The organism is Acidobacteriota bacterium, assembly GCA_016208495.1.
Taxonomy (GTDB): domain Bacteria; phylum Acidobacteriota; class Blastocatellia; order Chloracidobacteriales; family Chloracidobacteriaceae; genus JACQXX01.
The window spans coordinates 243,530-262,782 of the sequence record JACQXX010000070.1 but is presented as its reverse complement, the minus strand read 5'-3'; the positions used below and the strand labels follow the sequence as shown (position 1 = coordinate 262,782).

The following is a 19,253-nucleotide window of genomic DNA, read 5'->3' as shown; positions in this document are numbered from 1 at the left end:
TGTTTTTCGTGGTTAAAATGTCTGGAAATTTTCGGTAAGGTACTTAACGCTATTTTGGAATGAACTCCTCGTATTACGGCGTGGCTAAACTATTGAAAAAATTGTATTTCCCTTAGCGCTTAGCCCGATACCCTCAACCCCAAATGGTATAACGCCCCGTGACGTATTCACCATCCAGCCCTGGTTATTCCACCACGTCCAGTCAGGCCATTTTCCATCTCTGAGTTCCCGTTCGCCTGGTTTGGCCGAAGCATGCAGATTCACCAACTGACCAGCCACCGAATTGACATAGAGATCAACCCCAAAATAGGTTGGCTTTGGATATTTGACAGCGAAAAAGATAAAGTCACCGCTGGCTTTTGCGGCGAGAGTAATCTGGTCGGAGATTTTGATTTCCGTTGCATCATCCCATTCACCTGCCGACACCTGCCCATCCACCAATACCGACTTTCCTTTTGGCAGCTTGATCTCAGTTTGAGCCAAAACTGAGCCCCCCCAGCTCATTAAAATGACTGCAACCATCATCAATTTCGTCATAAGTTCCTTCCCTGTGTTGATTTGAAGTGGGTAAACCAGAACCGGAAAATGGTGTGCCATTGACGCGCAAAAACATGCGCGAAGGAGATCAAGCACCCGGAACCCAGAGCAGTTCACTTTTCGCTTGTTTCAACCACCATCTGTGATTCAGAATGAAGATCCGATCCTCCGAATCATTTTCCAGGAAATCCCAAATCAAAACCACCTGCAACTTGACCAGGTACTCTGGTTTTGATTTTCTTGTTGTCTTCGTTGGGTGAGTTCGATGTCATTGGGCACCATTGATCAACCATCTGGAACTGTGCTGGACGGAAAATACCGTCTTGAAGCCCCCATCGGCCTGGGAGGGTTTGGGGTTGTCTATCGGGCGATCCACCTCGGGCTGGGTCGGGCGGTGGCGGTCAAAATCCTGCATGCCAATGTCAGTAATGCCACCGCTGAAGAACTGGAACGCTTTCGGCTTGAAGGTGTCTCAACCTGCCGGATTGACCATCCAAATGCCATTTCAATTCTCGATTTTGGCATCACGGCGGATGGGTTTGCCTACCTGGTGATGGAATTGCTCGATGGCCGGCTGCTGGTTGATGAACTGCGTGAGAAATTAAAACTTTCCCTTCAACGGGCAACCGAAATCATTGTCCCGGTCTGTGATGTTCTGGCCGAAGCTCATTCCGCCGGGATTGTCCATCGCGATATTAAACCGGACAATATCTATCTCCATCAAACCAAACGCGGCGAAGTGGTGAAAGTCCTGGATTTTGGGATTGCCAAACTCTCGGGTTCAGCCGCCAATGTCAGTGGTCGGAGCCTGACGGGGGCCGGAATTGTGATGGGAACGCCGGAATATATGGCTCCGGAACGTGTTCGAAATAAAGCCTATGACGGACGGTCTGACGTTTATAGCCTGGGCATTATGATGTATCAAATGCTCAGTGGTCGGCTTCCATTTGAATCACAAGACGGCGATCTGGTCGCGGTGATGTGGATGCAGGCCAATGATCCGCCGCCGTCGTTGCGACAATATGTTCCTGAAATTCCGGTTGAAATTGAATCGCTGATCTTTCGGGCGCTCTCGAAACAGGCGGTGTTGCGGCCCACGGCTGAGGAATTTGCGGATGAACTCATCCGAATCACACACCATAAACGGCAGTTGTTTTTGTCAAGCTCCACATTCAGCCCGACGGTAGAGTCCCCAACCTCACAGGGAACATCACCTGAAGCGGATCCGGTCATGTTTTTGCACCGGGAAGACTCAAGCCCAGGACCTTCGGGTCAGATTACCCAACCGACGCTTCATTCCCCCCCAACGGCACCGATTTTGTTGGAGCCGGCGACAATTCGAACTGAAATCCCCTTTGCACTTACCCCGAATTTGCCGTCAAAAGTTGTTTTGTTTGACGTGCCCCCAACGGCTCCGCCTGATATTGATCGCACCGCCCCACTCGTCTCTCAACTCCCAAAGCCACCAGAGCCATCACCCACTGCTGAAAAGGCAACTGAAGAGCGGGTGTTTCCGATTCCAGTTACCGGGCCCTGGGATGCCAAACAGTTTGAAGACCAGCTTTTTGCCGTGGTTGATTCGTCCGATACCATCCCGGCAGTTGAGGAATCGGATCTGACTTCCATTGAAGACCAATCGCCGGAGCCGGCCCCCGTCCCCGAACCGGTGCTGGTCACTGAACTGTCAGTCATTTCAGTTCAAAACATTGAGCCGGAACCGACTCCAACGGTTGAAGTCCCGCCACCGCCACCACCGGCTGAACTCGTTCAACGGATGGCGGTTCCACTTGATTTGCCGGCTACAGTCGGAGAAATCCGGCGCTTCGTGGGCCACTCCGCCGTCACCAGCATTGCGTTTGCCCCCAATGGCCGCCACTTTGTTTCAGCTAAACAGGATAAGACCATGGCCCTGCTCGAAACTGAAACTGGAAAAGAGGTAAGCACTTTCGGGAATCGGCGAATTTTTCCATACCGCTGTGCTGTTTTTTCACCTGATAGTTGCCTGGTGGCGGTGAGCGGCACTGACGATGCCATCCGAATTTATGACCTTGCCACCGGTCAGGAACAAAACCGTTTATCAGGCCATCAGCAAGTCACGGCACTGGCGTTTTCACCTGATGGAAAACGGCTGTTATCGGGCAGTCAGGACAGCAGTTTATGTCTCTGGGAATTGCAAGACCGGACGCAACTCCATCGAATGCAAGGTCATATCGACAATGTGGCCAATATTGTCTTTGCTTCGAATGGGTCGTTTGCCTTGTCAATTGGATTAAGTGGCGACCTGCACTTATGGAATTTGGAAACCGGGCAGGAAGTCCAGTCACTCCTTTCGGATGCAGCCAGATCAGAAGCAATCAGCGTTCGGGTTTCAATTGATGGGCGGCGGGTGCTCGGAGGTGATTCTCATCCAGGTCATTCGGGAGGTGAAACCAAGCAGCGCATGCGACGACTGGAAGGCAAAGCCACGCCAATCGGTAGCGGTGTGGCGATTTCCCCAGATCGAACCAAAGCAATTTCAAGCAGCCAGGACACAACGTTGCGGCTGTGGGATCTGGTTGAAGGCCGCGAAGCCGCCCGTTTTCTGGGACATGGAAATTATGTCACGAGCGTCGCAATTTCGGCTGACGGCACTCAGGCGCTTTCCGGCAGTGAAGATCGCACCATCCGCTTGTGGGATCTGGTTTCAGGTCAGGAACTGGTCTGTTGTATGGGCCACAAAGACAAAGTTTATAAAGTCGCCTTCCTTCCCGGCGACCGCCACGCTATTTCCTGCAGCTATGACGGAACGGTCAGACTCTGGGGATTGTGGAAGAATTGAGAATGATTTTTTATTCTGGTCACTGTGTCACCCTGTCACCCTGTCACCTTGTCACCCTGTCACAACATCATTCCGTCAAATTCCACTTGCTCTCAACTCGCAGCACTCCTAAGATTGAACTCTCTCTGCGTCATCACTAACTCCAGCTCATCCTAAAAGCTAACGTTCCTAATCCACTGTTCAACTCTCGAGGGGGAAACATGAAATTTCGTCGACTGGTATTCTTTTCTTGCCTGCTGATGGCCATACTTGGGCTTCAGGTGGCACCAGTTGCTTTACTGGCCAAATCCAAACCCAAAGCACCAGCGCCACGCCAGGGAGCACCCGATTTTTCCCGGCTGGTTGTGATTGGCGCCAGTATTTCGGCTGGGTTCCAAAGCAACGCCTTTTTCCAATCCGGGCAGGTCGCGTCTTATCCAAATCTGCTGGCAAAACAGGCTGGGACACAAATTGTTTTGCCGTTGATTTCAGATCCTGGCATTCCACCCAATGGTCAACTCCAACTCACCAAACCGGTCTGTGCGGCGAAGGTGGGTGATTCAGCCGCGATTCAGGGATTTGGACAACGAGCCAACCCAACCCAACAGGCAACTTTACTCTCCGTCCCAGGACATAAACTGCTGGATGTACTGTCAACTCGCCCAACCACGCTTGATCCGGCGAAAATCACGATCACTGATTTTGTCCTTGGGTTACCAGGACTCCTGGCCCCAACCCCGATTGCCTTTAGCCAGATGGAATGGGTCGCCGCCCTCAAGCCGACAACCCTGCTGGTTGCCGAAGTTGGTGGCAATGACGCGCTCGGGGCGGTTTTGACTGGAACAGACGCATCATTAACCCCGCTTGCCGATTTCCGTACCCGCTACACTGAAATCATGACGAAAGCGAAAGCATCCGGGGCCTCCACGATTGTAACCCTCAACATTCCTGACCTGACGTCCTTCGCGGTTGTGTTTTCACAGGATGATATTTCCCGCAACTTTGGGATCAATAAAGAAACGCTTCAGTTTGTGTTTGGCGTGAAAAAGAAGGACTACGTGACACTTCCTGGGTTACCACTGCTCGCCCGAGGCCAAAAACTGCCCCCCGAAGTCGTGTTGACCAAGAAAGAAGTCAAAAACATCCAAAAGCGAATTGTTGAATACAACGCGGTCATTAAAGAACAATCCACTGCCGCCGGCGCCATTCTGGTTGATGTGGATGCTGAATTTAAGAAAGTGGTGAAGGATGGGTACACCGTCGCCGGAGTTGGAAAACTGACCAACAAATATCTGGGCGGCATTTTTAGCCTCGACGGCTTCCACCCAACTGCCACTGGCCAGGCCGTTGTGTGCAATTACTATATCGAGGCCATCAATCGGGCGCGTGGAACGACCATTCCGCTGGTTGATGTTTCAGCCATTGCGTTGCAAGACTCGCTGGTGTGCAAAGCTGGTGCGGCTGGACCAGTTGAAATGCCGACGATGACGCTCCAGGAAATTGAGAAATTGAAACCAATGCTGGATCGAACCTGGAGACTGATGCTCAATTCCAATGAGCCGGTTTTTGCCGAAGAAAACCAGTAAACCTTCCAGAATGAAGAATGAAGTAGAATGAAGAATTGAGAATGAAGAAAGTACCTGGTGCTTAGAAATCAATACTTTCGAAGAAGAACCAGGAACCAAAGACTTCTTCATTCTTCATTCTTCATTCTCCCCCTACTTGCCAATCACAAATTTCACGTAGGCAGCCACTTCCCCACTTTTCTCCTCGACCACGACCTCGTATTCCCCATCCTCAATCGGCGCCCGATTTGTTTTATAGATTCCAAAATTTGCCCCCCCTGGCAACCGCCCCAGGTTATTGAGTTCATCCCGATTGCTTGTCCGTTGGATGACGGTTGATCCTTGTTTCCAGACAAGGGTCAGTTGGGTGTCAACAGGAGGATTTCCTTGAAGCTGAAGCACCAGGGCCTTCACACCGGTTGGAAAGTGGCGTCCTTTATTGCTTTCCACAAAGACAATTTCGGCATCACTTTGGGGAGCAACATCCATAAAACTCACTTCAACCCGCTTCAGATAGGATTTGTTAATCCGCACTTCCCCCCGTTCTTTTTGCGGGATAGATGAGCCTTTCCAGTCGTTTTGTTTGGTTTCAAGCTGCTTATCAGACGTCTCCTTTCCCCACCGATAGCCAACTCCGACTGCACCTCCCACCAAAACAATGCCCCCCAAAACAGCACCAATCAGCAGTGGTTTGGAAGTCGTTTTTTGACGAACAATTGGAGTCGGCGGTGGCGGGGCAAGCGAGTACCCACCCGCAGTGGCAGCACGAGGCCGATTTTCGCCTGAGGGGAAAGAACCTGGATCCGGCGTTGGAGCAATCGGCGCTTGCGGGGCCATCTTACCAGTCGCCACAGCGGGAGGAATCCCCGAAGAAAACGGAACGGGTGACCCTGACAGTGGAGTAGCCGGTGAGAGTGGAGAAAAACCAGATGGGGCTCCGGGAGCAGTGGAGACTGGAGGAATCGAACCAGACGGACGCGGTGGCGCCCCAACCAGGGGGGGCGGCGGCGCTGGTGTGGGAAGCATCGCCGATGGTGGATTCGTCAACGGACCCGTGGCATCGGTCAACAGTTCACCACACGAACGACAAAACCGGGTTCCTTCACGGGCATCAGTTCCACACTCAGGACATTTCATAAACACACTCCAGACGGATGTTGTATCAGTTTGTAGTCAGTAGTCAGTAGTCAGTAGTTCGCTAAGTTTCTTTGATTGAACTATTTGACTATTTCCTAATCCGGGAACTTCATTGCAGGTTGGTATTATACCATTGAGGGCTGAGGGCCATGAGACATCGCCTCGGCTTTTCTTTCGGTTATAGAAGAAAATTTGAGGCTTGTCCACTTCGAGCCTGGGAATCACCAGAAGGAATTCAGAATGGAGAAAATATTTGGTGACTGGTTCCTGGTTCTTTGAAGATATTGATTACGAACCACGAACCACGAACCACGAATCACTAAAGACATTCTCAATTCTTCATTCATCACCCTTTTGTTCGTGTTGCCTGACACTAACTGATGTGATACAAAGTCTTGCCTAATTGAAGTCCCACAATCAGTCAACAGATTCGGCCCTCAAGGGCCGAGCTTGAGTCGTGTCGCCACGACGCCATCCTGATGGATGGTCGGTGTGGGGAGATCGGTTCAAGCTCCAGTTGACCAGACCCCCGTGCAAATCACGGGAACCGATTGGGAAGAATATATAGGTACCTGCGGATGCCGCCTCAGTCCGCTGCTCTACGGTGACCGGTTAAACAGGCATGGGAGTCAGTGCCAGTGCCGGTCACGGCAAACCTTCCCAAATCCGGTCGAGAGTACGTCGAATCCGGTCGGCGGTCACAGTCAGACCGGTACGCACAACTCTCCGCGAGGAGATGACTGAGGGTAGTTTTCCCTCAAGCAGAGCGGGTGGGAGCGATTCCCCCACCTGCATTTCAATTTCTTACACAGCAGGAGCGGCGTTTCCTCCCGGCCCAGCAAGGACCGGGTCTCCACGCCGAAGATAGGATGAACCAATCGTTCCCAGATTCTTCAAAACGGTCTGGTTGAAGACACTCAAGCTATTGTTCTCGTCCGTTGTCTTTCCGTTGCACCTCTGTCGTTTTTTGAGAGACCCAGGCTGAGATGTGGGGCAAAAATCGGCATCCCTGAACCATCAATCGCTCATCTTGTACTGCAAATCATCACCTGCAATGGTCCTCAGTTCTTTGTGGAACCCCCAATCACATCCAGTGGGTTCGCATCCATTCTTCACTGGTAGGTTCCGCTTTGCCTGCCAATGCCTTTTCATCTTTTTTTATAGCCAGAACTTTCGAGGATAGAACGCCCTATGTCTGACCTCCTGAATAACCCCCATTCAGCCACCAACGAACGATCTCAAATTCTTATCGGTGAAATGGGCCTGACTGAAACGCTCATTGGGCGTTTTGAAATGGCCGCCGAAAAACTGAACCTGGATCAGAACCTGCGAAAGTTACTGCGGTTTCCAGGCCGCGAGTTTGTGGTAAACCTTCCAGTTCACATGGATAACGGTGAAATTCGTGTCTTTGAGAGCTATCGTGTCCAACACCACATTGCCAGCGGTCCAATGCAGGGTGGGCTGCGATATCGCCCAGACATTACCCTTGACGAAATGCGCGCCCTGGCGTTGTGGTCAACCTATACCTGTGCGGTGGTGGATGTCCCGTTTGGCGGATCCATGGGAGGCATTCTCTGTGACCCGAAAGAATTATCCCAATCGGAACTCGAACGCATGACTCGCCGCTACATCTCTGAAATGCTTGATATCCTTGGCACGGAACGCGATATCCTTGCGCCAGACCTGAGTACTGACCAGCAGGTCATGGCCTGGATCATGGATACCTACTCGATGCACGCCCGCCATACCGTGCGGTCAATTGTGACTGGCAAACCCTTTGAAATGGGAGGCTCCCACTTTTCACGTGAAGCCATTGGCTATGGGGCCACCTGTATGATCAACGAGTCAGCCAAAAAGCTGGGAATGTCGCCTGACAAAACCCGCGTCAATATCCAGGGGGCTGGTCGGCGCGGTGGATCAGCCGCCCAGTTCCTGTATGAAGCCGGCTATGTCATTACTGGAATTGCTGATTTGGGCGGCGGTGTCTATAACCCCAATGGCCTCAATATCCCAGATGTGCTCTATTATTTTGGCCAGAAAGGAACGCTCGAAGGATATCCAGAAGGTGATGCCATCAACGACGAAGAATTGCTCACCATGGATTGCGACGTGCTGGTCCCAGCCTTCCGCCAACAACAGATCACGGCTGAAGTGGCTCGTAAAACCAAATGCCGGATTCTGTGTGAAATTGCCTATGGCGCGACGACAGGTATGGCTGAACCAATCCTGGATTACCGGGGGGTGTTTGTGATTCCAGCCATTCTGGGTGAAAGCGGTGGCGCGGGCATTCGCTATTTTGAATGGGTCCAAAACCGAATGGGCTTCACCTGGCGCAAAGATGTCGTTAAAGAACGCCTGACTGATATGGTGAATGGGGCCTTCCACCATGTGGTGAATATGTCTGAAAAACATGGTGTGAATTTGCGCATGGGTGCCTATATGCTGGGTCTTGAACGCATGGCCCGTGACCTGACGTTGCGTGGGATTTACGCCTAAGGAATAGGACATGGTGCCTGGTGCCTGGTTCTTGGAAGGTATTGGTTCCAAAGCACCAAGTACCAGGCACCAGGCACTGATTCACGAAGCACCAGCCACAATCTCTCCTTCGATTTCATTGTTTTTGGTTGATTTTACGGCACTTGGCTCAACCTGAACCATTCGTCAGTTTTTTCAAGGGCTGGTTCAGGTTCAAAGTGCCGCTGTTTTTTATGAAGCTTTCTGAAATTGCATCCCGACTCAACTACACAATTGAAGGCGATACGGAGTGTGAAATCACGGGTGTGGCCGGGTTAGATGAAGCTGGACCAACGGATTTAGCCTTTCTTGCCAATCCACGGTACACTCCAAAATTGCAAACCACTCGTGCCGCGGCTTTGATTCTAAACCAAACAGCTTCAGTAACCTGGCCCAAACCTATCCTCCGGGCACCTGATGCCTACCTGGCGTTTGCCCAGGTCCTCAGTTTGTTTTACCAACCACCTGATCTGGAACCTGGTATTCACCCAACCGCCGTGATTGCCGCAACCGCACGGATTGGACAGGATGTCCGAGTCGGTGCCTATGTGGTGATTGGAGAGCACGCCCTCATTGGCGACCGGGTTACGATCCATCCAAATTGCACCATTTACCCTGGTGTCAAAATCGGAGACGAGAGCTATCTCCACTCCAACTGCGTCGTCCGGGAATTTGTTGAAATCGGTCCTCGCTGCCGGTTGCAAAATCAGGTCACGCTTGGGAGTGATGGTTTTGGATATGCCCGCCAGCCAGATGGAAGCTGGTATAAAATTGTTCAATCCGGCCTGGTTGTGCTGGAAGCCGACGTTGAAATTGGTGCCGGCACTCAAATTGACCGGGCCAGCATCGGCGAAACCCGGATTCGACGGGGTGCCAAGATTGACAATCTGGTCCAAATCGGCCACGGTTCCACCGTTGGTGAAGACACGCTGCTGTGTGCCCAGGTGGGCCTGGCAGGCAGTACGACGGTTGGAAATCGGGTCACGCTGGCTGGCCAGGTTGGGGTCGCCGGCCACCTCACAATTGGCGACGGCGTGCTGGCGACCGCCCAAAGCGGTATCCCGAACTCGGTGGAAGCTGGAAAACGCGTCTCCGGCTATCCAGCCATTGACAATCGTCAATGGCTGAGAGCATCTGCTGTTTTCTCCAAACTACCCGATCTGCTCAAACAACTTCATCAACTCCAGGAACGCGTTGCCGCATTGGAAAATCAGATTCAATCAGGTGAAAGTAGCGAACGAGCGAAATAGCGAAAGAGAAAAATCACAGGATTTCAAAGGATGACGGGACATTGAGGCGAATCAAGACTCAACGACTTCATTCTTTCACTCCTTCACCACGTCACTCTTTCACTCCCTCACTCGCTCACGGTCAGCTATCCCAAGGAGCCTTTTGTATGCCCGAACCAGAAAATCGATTTCCCGTAGAAGAACAACCCAAGCGGAAGCGGACGCTCGCCGGGGAATTGGCTTCAAAACTGGCGGAACTTGGAGATGAGGATATTTCAGCCGCCATTGACGGATTGATGTCTCCATCGGGGGCTTATGCCGCGGTCACGCCTCAAGAACGGCTGGCTCATGATCGTCAAACCGATGCTGAACTGAAAGAAATGTTTAGCAATATCGTGCTTCAATTTTTGGAGCCGGTGGGCTATGCCATTCGTCAATTAACCGAGATCGTCCCTCAAGCCGCCGCCAATCCCAGTCTAATGTCCACGATTCGGGGCACCATTGATGCCTGCACCGGTTCCTTAAAACCATTGATCAATGCCGCGGATACCATCAAATACCACGATATTTATGACGTCTTGAAGGCGATTGAACGACCACTGACTGATATCCAGCAAGGCAAACGCAAAACACTGACCGAACGCGACGCCAAAAATTTAAACCGTGATTTTACTGAATTAACCCGACTCATTCAGCAAAGCCTTGGCCAGGAACCCCAAACCCTGCAATCACAACAAGGGAGTGAAGTCAAAGAACGGTTTCGAACAGCCAGTAACTATCTGATCTCAGAGATGTTACCTTACTACAAAGATGTCAGTCCGGCTGATATTCAAAAGATCCATGCGGCTGGGATTACCCGCCTCAACGATCTGGTGATGGCATCCGCCCAGGAAATATCGGTTGCGTCCAGTGTGTCGCTGGAGGCGGCAGAGCACATCAAGCTCTGCACCTTCCGGGCACTCATGAATACCCAATCACCGGCTCAAGGGGTGACCCCACCTGCCCGTCCAGCGACCACCACCTCCCCCTCGCATCCACCACTGGCTTCCAACCTTGGATCATCGTATCCGCCCCCAGCCGGCCCGATTTCCGCCCACCTGCCGCCAGTGGAATCATTGCTTGAACCCGAAGCCGCACCAACCCTGCCCGACATGCCGCCAATTGATGCATTGTTGGGAACAGCAAACCCAATTCCCTCTCACTTTTTTGAACCAGCGGCGAATCAGGCTGAACAGGATCGCTTGCTGGCCACCCTGGAAGTGATTAAAAAAAGCGTTTCGACCTATGGCCAATCCGCCACAAATTTAAATATCGAACTGGAGCGGACGCACCGGGCATTGCTCAGCCTGCGGGTTGAACGTGAGCGGATGCGAAGCGAACTTGAATTTCATCGCGAAGAACTCAAGCAATTTTTCGAACAAGCCGGGAACGAAACAGAGGAAAATCAGGATGTCCTGGCTGTTCACAAAGCCATGGTGGCTTCACTCCGGCAAGTAACTGAAATAATTGTTTTTGCAATGAAGAAAATTGATATTATTTACACGCAAATGGAAGATTCCGTACGGGATGTGCGTGATTTGGAAACTGATCTGGTCGAACTCCGTCGGAAACGCCGTAGCCCGCGTGTGGGGCGTTCGCGTCAACCCAACCTGGAAGGTGATAGTTAATGAGTATTTAGGGAATTTTGTGAAATGAAGCGTGAGAGTGAAGAATGAACTGGGGGTTATCATTCTATTCTCTTGCGATTCTTTCAGATTGCCCCTGGTCATCCTGTCTTTTTGTTACCTTATCATCTTGTCATTTTTGTCCCTTTTTTGGAGGATCCGTGTTTATGGGCGAGGAAAAGAAACCCTCATTTCGAGTCAGTGACCGCCGCTTATTTAATTCAGACGGCACACCTCGGGAAGTACAAGAAGCTCCAGAATCTGAAGTTGGGGCGACTCAGACAACTTCAATTTCAACAGATGCGCCAACTCAATCAATCACCCCTCCTGTCCCATCCACTGCACGTTCAACAGTTTCTCCTGGGTTTGATGAAATAGAGCCCGTTGAAGACCCCAGATTCTCTGACTTTATCTTGAGTTTGGCCGGCCAGGCCATGATGTGTTTAGGGATGGTCAATCCCGGCTATGGCCCGGTTGAAGTTGACCTTGGCACCGCTCATCACCTGATTCAGGTGCTCGACATGCTCACCATCAAGACCCGAAATAACCTGGCGCGCGAAGAGTCTCAAGTTCTCAATGAGGTGTTGCACAACCTGAAAGATCGCTTTGCCGCCATGACGGGAGAACCTCTGCAATGAAGAATGAAGAATGAAGAAACCAGGTTAAAAAGTCACCAAGAAAAAATCTGTAACCCAAAGTTAGTCATCAGATTCCAGCCACGCATCCAGGGGTTCGAGCAAGAACAAGGGTAAGTTGAAAGACATCGCAACTCAAGTTGATACAATGGTTTAATGGCATTCTCAATTCTTCATTCAAAAAGCTATGCACGTCACCTTTTTAGGAACCGGCACGTCAACAGGTGTACCAGCGATTGGATGCACCTGTGAGACCTGCCTGTCAACTGATCCGCGTGACAACCGCCTTCGGGTCTCGTTGTTGATTGAACACGGGGATCGCAGAATTGTGATTGACACGTCAACTGATTTCCGTCAGCAAGCGCTCCGGGTTGGGCTCAAATCACTGGATGCAGTGCTGATCACTCATTGCCACGCGGACCATGTTTTCGGCCTGGACGATATCCGTCCACTGAACCACAAACAGGGGCCAATTCCCTTTTTTGCCAATGAAATTGCCTGGGCGGGACTGAGACGCGTTTTCAGCTATGCGTTTCCACGCGAGCCTCGACCGGGCATCCCGCTGATCGTGCCCCATACGATTGGGGGTCCCTTTACCCTGTTTGGCCTTGAAATCACCCCCATCGAAGTTCTCCACGGTAAACTTCCAGTCCTGGGCTTTCGGTTTGGAAATCTGGCCTATGTGACAGATTGCAATGTGATTCCGGAACCGGCGCTTGATCAACTCCGAGGTCTTGAAGTGCTGATTTTGGATTGTTTACGGTACGAACCACACCCAACCCACTTACATTTGGAAGAAACTCTACGGTATATTGCGCTGCTCAAACCACAACGTGCGTTGCTCACGCATATCTCTCATAAAATGAATCACGCCCGTGCTTCAGCGCAGCTCCCGTCAGGGGTGGAGTTAGCCTATGACGGGTTACGAGTGACAGTCGAGGCGTGAAATCCTTGATCAGCAGAGAAAATATCTGCCTCACCATTTATGCGAATTTTGCATGGCCTTGATGCCATTGATGAGATTTCCACTCCAACGGTGCTCACGCTTGGAGTTTTTGATGGGCTCCACCTTGGCCATCAATCCATTATGAAGATCCTGGCCCAACGCGGGGCGGACCTCGGCTGTGTACCCACCGTGATTACCTTTGATCCGCATCCCCGGGCTGTTTTGCACCCAGAAACAGCCCCGCCGTTGCTACAAACCTTGCAACAGCGCATCGAAGGTATGGGAATTCTTGGCATCCAACAAGTTGTTATTGTTCAGTTTACTCCCGAATTTTCAACCATTACCGCTCGCGAGTTTATCCAAAAACACCTCTGGGAAAAGTGCAAAGCCCAGGAAGTCTACCTTGGAAAAGGCTTTGCTTTTGGACGGGGCCGAGAAGGTCGAATTGACCTGTTGCGGCAGATGGCTGGGGAATTTGGCTTTGTCGCGGCTGAGGCTGAAGAAGTGTTGTTGCGCAATCGCCGCATCAGTTCAACTATGATCCGGCGGCTCATTCGCGCTGGCCGGGTCAATCTGGCGCGCCGGATGCTCGGTCGGCCATATGGCATCGAGGGCAAAGTCGTCGAAGGTCGCAAATTGGGTCGAACCCTTTCTTTTCCAACCGCCAACCTTAATATTGTCAATCGGGTCATTCCGGCGGATGGTGTGTATGTGACCGCTAGTTTGATTGATGGAGTCTGGCGACAAAGTGTCACCAATATTGGAGTTCGCCCCACGGTCGGGGGTATTGATCGGGTGGTTGAAACCCATATTTTGAATTTTGAGGGCGACCTGTATGGACGAAACCTGAGAACGCGTTTTCTGCACCGGCTTCGCGATGAAAAACGATTTAATGGGCTGGATGAACTCCGCATTCAGATCAACTCTGACGCCAACCGGGCCCGAGCCTATTTTCAGCACATTGGTGTCCAACGTTCACTGGCTGTCCTCTGAGGAATGAAGAAACTAGTGAGTGATTAGTGGTTAGCTCTTGGTTCCTGGTTCTTCTTCGAAAATATTGATTTCTAACCACTAAGGGATCGTTAAAAAATAAGTTCCTGGGAGCGTGGTCACCCTTTTACGTTCAGGTTTTTGGTTGTGCACCGCGAAGCGTTGCCGTTCGGATAGCCGGTCGGTTGGCCGCTTTGGGCCTACCACCGGACCCACAAGGGCCACCCCTTTGTTCCTCCCCGCTTTGCCCGCGCCCCACGGGGCGCGGGCGAAGCGGGGAGGGATTGGGCGAACGAGCCGTTTCCCGGTGGTAGCTCCCTGTAGCTGAGCAACCACCGGCTATTCGAACTGCAGCCTTTCAGGATGCTCAATCCAAATGCCTGATTCCCAAACGAAAACGGGAAGTTGATTTTTTACAGTCCCTAACCACTAACCACTAACTTTATTCTTCATTCCGTGACGCATATGATGTTCGGAGATTTGCTACTCAAACCAGCGAAACCAGCCTTGACCAGTCAGGTCAGCGGAGAAATTTTCGCCAGCCTGCGGGTTTTTGCTCGAACCAATAAACTTGGAATCGCGGTTCCTGGAAACGCGGCGTTTTTTGTTCACCTGCCACACCGAAAACATCTGAGCCCGGATGTTGCTTATTACATCGGCCCCCGAACGGATAAAGATTTTTTTCCTCAGGCACCAGTTCTGGCAGTTGAGATTCGCAGTGAAAATGACTATGGGCTTCAGGCAGAAGAAGAACTCCACCGACGGCGGGCTGATTATTTTCAGGCTGGGACCGAAGTCGTCTGGGATGTTGATTTGCAAAGTGATGAGGTCATTCGGGTCTATCGGGCGACAAACCCTGAACATCCAACGATTTACCGACGCGGTGACTTTGCCGAAGCTGAACCGGCTTTATCGGGATGGACCATGCTGGTTGATGATTTATTTGATGAAGAGACGAAATAAAGTGAGTAGCGAGTAGTTCATCCAACCACAAGCAAGTCACTGACCAAATCAGATTCAACGCTCTCGCCTGGTTTTATTCTTTATTCCCCATTCTTCATTCTTCAGTTTCGACGGGTTCTTCTTCAAATTCAAACTCTGACACGGCTAATTCTGGCGACTCGCTCTGGATATCGCGAAATTGGAGCGAGTAGAGCTTCTTATAGAGCCCATCCGCATCCAGAAGCTCTTCGTGGGTACCTTCCTCAACAATTTTTCCGTCATCAAGCACCAGGATCCGAGTCGCCTGCCGAATCGTGCCCAACCGGTGAGCAATCACAAAACTGGTTCGGTTCCGCATCAACTTGTCGAGGGCGTCCTGAACCAGCCGTTCCGACTCGGAATCAAGCGAGCTGGTCGCTTCGTCTAAAATCAGGATTTTGGGATCTTTCAGCAACGCCCGAGCAATCGAAAGCCGCTGGCGTTGGCCGCCAGAAAGCTTAATCCCCCGTTCTCCGATCACGGTTTGATAGCCGTTGGGGAGCGCCAGAATAAAATCGTGGGCATGGGCGGCCCGGGCAGCAACTTCCACTTCAGCTTCGGTGGCATCCACCCGCCCATAGATGATGTTTTCCAGTACCGTGCTATGAAATAAGACGGCATCCTGCGGAACAATCGCAATTTGTTCGCGCAGATCAACCAGGGGAATCTGGCGAATGTCCTGACCATCCAGGGTGATGCTTCCGCCAAGCACGTCATAAAATCGCGGAATCAGGGAAATAATGGTTGATTTTCCAGCCCCCGTGAGCCCCACCAGCGCAATGACGTCCCCTGGATTGGCCGTAATCGAGACGCCATCCAGCACTCGTTTTTCTTCGTGCCCAGGGTAGGAAAATGATACATTGTGAAACTCGACTTTACCCTCAACTTTGGTAAGCGGAACAGCCCGTGGGTCGTCAATTACTTCCGGCTGGGTTTTGAAGAGTTCAATCACTCGTTGTGACGCGCCCAACGCCTGTTGTGCCGCCAAATACAGCCCGGCACCAGCACCGATGGCGGCGTTGACTCCAGTGGCATACAACAAAAAAGACATTAACTGTCCAGCAGACAGACGGTTCCCTTTGATTTCACCAACACTGAACCACAACATCAAGAGGATGCCGCCAAACAAGGTAATTTCGGCAAAAGCAGTAAAAATGCTCCGGGCTTTGGCGCGGCTGAGGGCTTCGTGGTGAGCACCTTCGATATAGGTGATATAGCGATTAAATTCAAAAGGTTCGCGGTTAAACGCCTGCACGGTTCGAATCCCAGAAAACGATTCTTTTAAAACAGCGTTTGCTTTGGCCAGATAATCCTGAACTCGCAGACTCCGGCTGCGAACAATGCGACCAACCAGCATCGCGGCAATCACCAAAAATGGTAATACTGCCAGGGTTAACAGGGTCATTTTCAAATTGAGCAGGGCCATCGCGGTCACGCCGCCAATCCCCCAGGCAATTTGACGGACAGCATCAACCAGATTGGAAGTAATGGTGGCCTGAATTGATGTCACATCGGCATTTAATCGGGAGGCAATTTCCCCAACCCGCCGATTGGCAAAAAAGTTGATCGACAATTTGAGAATGTGGGCATACAGGTCTTTGCGAATATCAGTGACGATTTTTTCCGAGATATAGTGCAGGCAATAGGAGCGCCCAACATTAAAAATAATCTGCACCACCAAAATCACGACCAGCACATATAGAAATGAATTCAGGCGGTCAATATTTTGATGCCGAAAAACCACATCCACCAATCTTCCAAATAAAAATGGAAAGGCAAGGCTGAGCCCACTGGTTACCGCAAGGGCAAAAAATGCCACCATAAACAACAAACGGTAGGGCCTGGTGTATCGAAGAAAAAATTGATAACTCTCAAGAATTCCCGGAAGGTTTTCAGTCAGGGGTGGAAGTGGGTGGGCATTACGTCGTGGCATGTAAAATGTACCAGCCTGGCAAGGTAGCGAAGGAGCGAGGTAGTGAAGGAGTGAAATAGTCAAAACCACAAAAATTAAGGCATTGACAGAAACCAATCTGAGACGTAACGCTAAGCTATTTCACTATTTCACTATTTCACTATTTCTGCTCTGTCTAAAGTTCAAAATTGGAAGAATTGGCCGCCTCCGTTTCGCGGTTTGCCATCGTTGATTCAGTACCATCATGCCATTGAAGCCGAACTCGTCGAATTGCGCGCCCGTCAGCTTCGAGGATTTCAATGTGTAACCCCCGCAGGAAGAACTGCTCTCCAGCGTTGGGGACGCGTTCGAGGGATTTAATGATCAGCCCGTTGACAGTTGTAAAATCATCGGCTTCGAGTTCGACATCAAACAGCACTTCAATTTTGCGAATTTCAGTACTGCCCCTGACCAGATACCAGCCTTCCCCTTCTTCGACAATCTCCAGTTCTTCGGGACTGGTTTCCTCGACGTCTTCGTCTTCGATTTCGCCCACGATTTCTTCCAAAATGTCTTCAATCGTCACCAACCCGGCGACACCACCAAACTCGTCAATCACCAGTGCAATTTGGGTTTTTGACTTTTGCATATCTTCCAGCAAATCAGCGACGGACTTGTTTTCAGGGACAAAATAGGCAGGACGGGCAATCACTCCGGCTAATTCAGTCGTTTGGTTTTCACTCCAGCATCCCAGCAGGTCGCGAACATAGACCACACCCACAATATTGTCTGGGTTCCCCTGATATACCGGCAGCCGTGAATGTCGTTCCTGGACCATGAGATCGCGGACTTGCTCAATTGTGGCTGAATCCTCAATACAGACCATGGCTGAACGCTTGGTCATGACTTCTTTCACCACCGTGTCGCCAAACTCAATGATGGATTGGATGAGTTCACTATCGGATTCCTCAATGATGCCTTCTTCTGCCCCAACATCAATCAGTGCTTTCAAATCTTCGTCGGAGCCAGCCGTTTGAAAACTGTCGGGGGTCACGCTGAGGTCCTGGGATTCGCGAAACGTCTTGAGGATTTCGTGGACGGGAAAGACAAACAGGTAGGCAACTCGAAAATAGGGCTCAAAGACGGGTAACAACCGCATCAGAAATGGCCCTGGTGAGTTTTGAACCAGCAATCGAGGTAAAAACTGACGAAAAATCAGAACCAGGGTGACCGTGACGATAAACACCAGCGGCAAAACAAACATCGGGGGGATGATTTGGAAGTGGCCGATCAGGTCAGCCAGCAACAAAGCGAGCAGAATGATGGATGTCTGGATTCCGAATGATAAGGTCAACCAAAACAACTGGCGATGGTCCAACAAATAGCGCAAAAATCGGGCTCTGGCTGGATGGGCACTGTGGGCTTCGGAAGCAAGCGACCGCAGTGCCAGATCGCTGAGGCAGCCATGGGCGCTTTCGACGACTGACAAAATCACCAGAACGACCAGCGTGAAGCTGGCCAAAGCTATCTCATAATCCATAATTGAAAAACCGGGCGGTTACAGCCCGCAAAACTGCGGCCTCAACACCAGCACACCTGTCAATCAGAGCAAATTCAGATGTTGAAAAAATTTTAACAGCTCACTGATCACATCCACATCCAAAAGGCTGTGAACAAATCCGCTTGAGGGTTTGAAGCTTCAAATTGCTGCACGGAGTCGAGGTGAAAGAAAAGAATTGCCAAAATCGAGGGGCAACAAAGGAAATCAAGCTGTCTCGGAGAATATCACGTTGAGAACAAGGCTGGAATGAAAGCTGGGAGCCAGTGCTCTCAGGCTTCCAGGAAAAGAAACTCGTCTCAACCCAGATTGACCACACACCCCGAGCTACCATTCGACCTGGTTGGTGATGAGTTGCTTGCGCAATTTCCGCTCAAGGCGTTGCATCTCCCCCTGGTCCGTTTCATGGTCATATCCGCGTAAATGCAATATTCCGTGAATGATCAGTGTCTTAATTTCAACCGGGAATGTCAAGTTGAGTTCCTGCGCATACCGACGCGCCGTATGGGTTGAAATCACAACTTCACCCAGAATATCCCCTTCAGTTACTTGAAACCGCTTGAGTTGAGTGGCAGCACCTGATTCATAGGGCGAGGGAAGCTCAATGAGTGGAAATGACAGCACATCGGTCGGTTTATCAATTCCCCGGTATTGCTGATTGAGCGTTTGCATCACCGGGTCACCGACAAACACCAGACTGATTTCAAACCGGCTGAGCCCAAGGAGGTCAGCGGTTTGCTCGGCAAGCTGGCAAATCACAGTTCTTTCAAGCCGTTCACGACGCTGACGATTGATAAAAGAAATCATAC

14 protein-coding genes are annotated in these 19,253 nt (G+C 51.0%); 9 read left to right on the top strand and 5 right to left on the bottom strand.

Annotated elements, in window-relative coordinates; all coding sequences use genetic code 11:
• Nucleotides 1-84 precede the first annotated feature (84 nt).
• The gene (locus tag HY774_13715; GenBank protein ID MBI4749542.1) at nucleotides 85-537 is read right to left on the bottom strand and encodes a hypothetical protein; all 453 of its coding nucleotides are present in this window, start codon (nucleotides 535-537) and stop codon (nucleotides 85-87) included.
• Between the two features lie 265 nt (nucleotides 538-802).
• Between HY774_13715 and HY774_13710 the strand changes: the two genes are divergently transcribed.
• Together HY774_13710 and HY774_13705 are read left to right on the top strand one after the other, a co-directional pair.
• Nucleotides 803-3,355: a serine/threonine protein kinase gene (locus tag HY774_13710; GenBank protein ID MBI4749541.1), complete on the top strand. Its 2,553-nt coding sequence runs from the start codon at nucleotides 803-805 to the stop codon at nucleotides 3,353-3,355.
• 200 nt (nucleotides 3,356-3,555) lie between these two features.
• The gene (locus tag HY774_13705) at nucleotides 3,556-4,920 is read left to right on the top strand and encodes a hypothetical protein (protein ID MBI4749540.1); all 1,365 of its coding nucleotides are present in this window, start codon (nucleotides 3,556-3,558) and stop codon (nucleotides 4,918-4,920) included.
• Between the two features lie 132 nt (nucleotides 4,921-5,052).
• On the opposite strand, the gene HY774_13700 is transcribed toward HY774_13705, so the two are convergent.
• Nucleotides 5,053-6,036 carry a hypothetical protein gene (locus HY774_13700; GenBank protein MBI4749539.1) on the bottom strand — a complete coding sequence of 328 codons (984 nt, stop codon included), beginning with the start codon at nucleotides 6,034-6,036 and terminating at the stop codon, nucleotides 5,053-5,055.
• A gap of 1,257 nt (nucleotides 6,037-7,293) precedes the next feature.
• Between HY774_13700 and HY774_13695 the strand changes: the two genes are divergently transcribed.
• The 7 genes from HY774_13695 (at nucleotide 7,294) to HY774_13665 (ending at nucleotide 14,977) form a co-directional block, all read left to right on the top strand.
• Complete coding sequence (locus HY774_13695; protein MBI4749538.1) at nucleotides 7,294-8,532, top strand: Glu/Leu/Phe/Val dehydrogenase; 1,239 nt, start codon at nucleotides 7,294-7,296, stop codon at nucleotides 8,530-8,532.
• Nucleotides 8,533-8,744: 212 nt separating this feature from the next.
• Complete coding sequence (gene lpxD / locus HY774_13690) at nucleotides 8,745-9,800, top strand: UDP-3-O-(3-hydroxymyristoyl)glucosamine N-acyltransferase (protein MBI4749537.1); 1,056 nt, start codon at nucleotides 8,745-8,747, stop codon at nucleotides 9,798-9,800.
• Between the two features lie 146 nt (nucleotides 9,801-9,946).
• On the top strand, nucleotides 9,947-11,446 hold the full coding sequence (locus HY774_13685; GenBank protein ID MBI4749536.1) for a hypothetical protein: 1,500 nt from the start codon (nucleotides 9,947-9,949) through the stop codon (nucleotides 11,444-11,446).
• Nucleotides 11,447-11,610: 164 nt separating this feature from the next.
• A complete protein-coding gene (locus HY774_13680) occupies nucleotides 11,611-12,081 on the top strand; it encodes a DUF1844 domain-containing protein (GenBank protein ID MBI4749535.1) in 471 nt (156 codons plus the stop codon).
• Nucleotides 12,082-12,265: 184 nt separating this feature from the next.
• Nucleotides 12,266-13,024, top strand: coding sequence for an MBL fold metallo-hydrolase (locus HY774_13675; protein MBI4749534.1), 759 nt, complete (start codon nucleotides 12,266-12,268; stop codon nucleotides 13,022-13,024).
• Between the two features lie 39 nt (nucleotides 13,025-13,063).
• The gene (locus HY774_13670; protein ID MBI4749533.1) at nucleotides 13,064-14,017 is read left to right on the top strand and encodes a bifunctional riboflavin kinase/FAD synthetase; all 954 of its coding nucleotides are present in this window, start codon (nucleotides 13,064-13,066) and stop codon (nucleotides 14,015-14,017) included.
• 462 nt (nucleotides 14,018-14,479) lie between these two features.
• Complete coding sequence (locus HY774_13665; GenBank protein ID MBI4749532.1) at nucleotides 14,480-14,977, top strand: Uma2 family endonuclease; 498 nt, start codon at nucleotides 14,480-14,482, stop codon at nucleotides 14,975-14,977.
• A gap of 94 nt (nucleotides 14,978-15,071) precedes the next feature.
• Here HY774_13665 and HY774_13660 read toward each other — a convergent pair whose 3' ends face one another.
• From HY774_13660 to ybeY, 3 genes are all read right to left on the bottom strand, one after another.
• The gene (locus HY774_13660; GenBank protein MBI4749531.1) at nucleotides 15,072-16,928 is read right to left on the bottom strand and encodes an ATP-binding cassette domain-containing protein; all 1,857 of its coding nucleotides are present in this window, start codon (nucleotides 16,926-16,928) and stop codon (nucleotides 15,072-15,074) included.
• Between the two features lie 154 nt (nucleotides 16,929-17,082).
• Nucleotides 17,083-18,426, bottom strand: coding sequence for an HlyC/CorC family transporter (locus HY774_13655; GenBank protein ID MBI4749530.1), 1,344 nt, complete (start codon nucleotides 18,424-18,426; stop codon nucleotides 17,083-17,085).
• A gap of 345 nt (nucleotides 18,427-18,771) precedes the next feature.
• Entirely contained in the window at nucleotides 18,772-19,251 is a 480-nt protein-coding gene (gene ybeY, locus HY774_13650) for an rRNA maturation RNase YbeY (protein MBI4749529.1), read from the bottom strand.
• Between the last annotated feature and the right edge of the window lie 2 nt (nucleotides 19,252-19,253).

Bases quoted from the DNA above. Each gene is read 5' to 3' on its own strand.
- HY774_13715 (MBI4749542.1), bottom strand. From the start codon at position 537: ATGACGAAATTGATGATGGTTGCAGTCATTTTAATGAGCTGGGGGGGC.
- HY774_13710 (MBI4749541.1), top strand. From the start codon at position 803: ATGTCATTGGGCACCATTGATCAACCATCTGGAACTGTGCTGGACGGA.
- HY774_13705 (MBI4749540.1), top strand. From the start codon at position 3,556: ATGAAATTTCGTCGACTGGTATTCTTTTCTTGCCTGCTGATGGCCATA.
- HY774_13700 (MBI4749539.1), bottom strand. From the start codon at position 6,036: ATGAAATGTCCTGAGTGTGGAACTGATGCCCGTGAAGGAACCCGGTTT.
- HY774_13695 (MBI4749538.1), top strand. From the start codon at position 7,294: ATGGGCCTGACTGAAACGCTCATTGGGCGTTTTGAAATGGCCGCCGAA.
- lpxD (MBI4749537.1), top strand. From the start codon at position 8,745: ATGAAGCTTTCTGAAATTGCATCCCGACTCAACTACACAATTGAAGGC.
- HY774_13685 (MBI4749536.1), top strand. From the start codon at position 9,947: ATGCCCGAACCAGAAAATCGATTTCCCGTAGAAGAACAACCCAAGCGG.
- HY774_13680 (MBI4749535.1), top strand. From the start codon at position 11,611: ATGGGCGAGGAAAAGAAACCCTCATTTCGAGTCAGTGACCGCCGCTTA.
- HY774_13675 (MBI4749534.1), top strand. From the start codon at position 12,266: ATGCACGTCACCTTTTTAGGAACCGGCACGTCAACAGGTGTACCAGCG.
- HY774_13670 (MBI4749533.1), top strand. From the start codon at position 13,064: ATGCGAATTTTGCATGGCCTTGATGCCATTGATGAGATTTCCACTCCA.
- HY774_13665 (MBI4749532.1), top strand. From the start codon at position 14,480: ATGATGTTCGGAGATTTGCTACTCAAACCAGCGAAACCAGCCTTGACC.
- HY774_13660 (MBI4749531.1), bottom strand. From the start codon at position 16,928: ATGCCACGACGTAATGCCCACCCACTTCCACCCCTGACTGAAAACCTT.
- HY774_13655 (MBI4749530.1), bottom strand. From the start codon at position 18,426: ATGGATTATGAGATAGCTTTGGCCAGCTTCACGCTGGTCGTTCTGGTG.
- ybeY (MBI4749529.1), bottom strand. From the start codon at position 19,251: ATGATTTCTTTTATCAATCGTCAGCGTCGTGAACGGCTTGAAAGAACT.